Source organism: Paenibacillus sp. J53TS2 (assembly GCF_018403305.1).
GTDB lineage: Bacteria > Bacillota > Bacilli > Paenibacillales > Paenibacillaceae > Fontibacillus > Fontibacillus rhizolycopersici.
Genome location: NZ_BOSK01000049.1, coordinates 1 through 252, shown reverse-complemented (window position 1 = coordinate 252; position 252 = coordinate 1). Strand labels below are relative to the sequence as shown.

Sequence of the window (252 nt, the reverse complement as noted above, 5' to 3'; positions counted from 1 at the left end):
TCGGCGCTGGAGGGCTTAACGGTCGTGTTCGGGATGGGTACGTGTGGAACCCCTCCGCCATCGCCACCAAACGGTTCAAGGTTTAATCCTTGAAAACTGGATACGAAACGAATTTGCTGTTTTAGATATTTGGATAAGCCCTCGACCGATTAGTACCTGTCAGCTCCATACATTGCTGCACTTCCACCTCAGGCCTATCAACCTCGTCGTCTTCAAGGGGTCTTACTAATTGGGAAATCTCATCTTGAGGGG

The 252-nt window shown here is 50.0% G+C and carries 2 rRNA genes; both read right to left on the bottom strand.

What is annotated here, in order from left to right:
* A 5S ribosomal RNA gene (rrf, locus tag KJS42_RS23030) occupies window positions 1-71 on the bottom strand; the annotation flags it as partial.
* A gap of 58 nt (window positions 72-129) precedes the next feature.
* Window positions 130-252, bottom strand: a 23S ribosomal RNA gene (locus KJS42_RS23025); the annotation flags it as partial.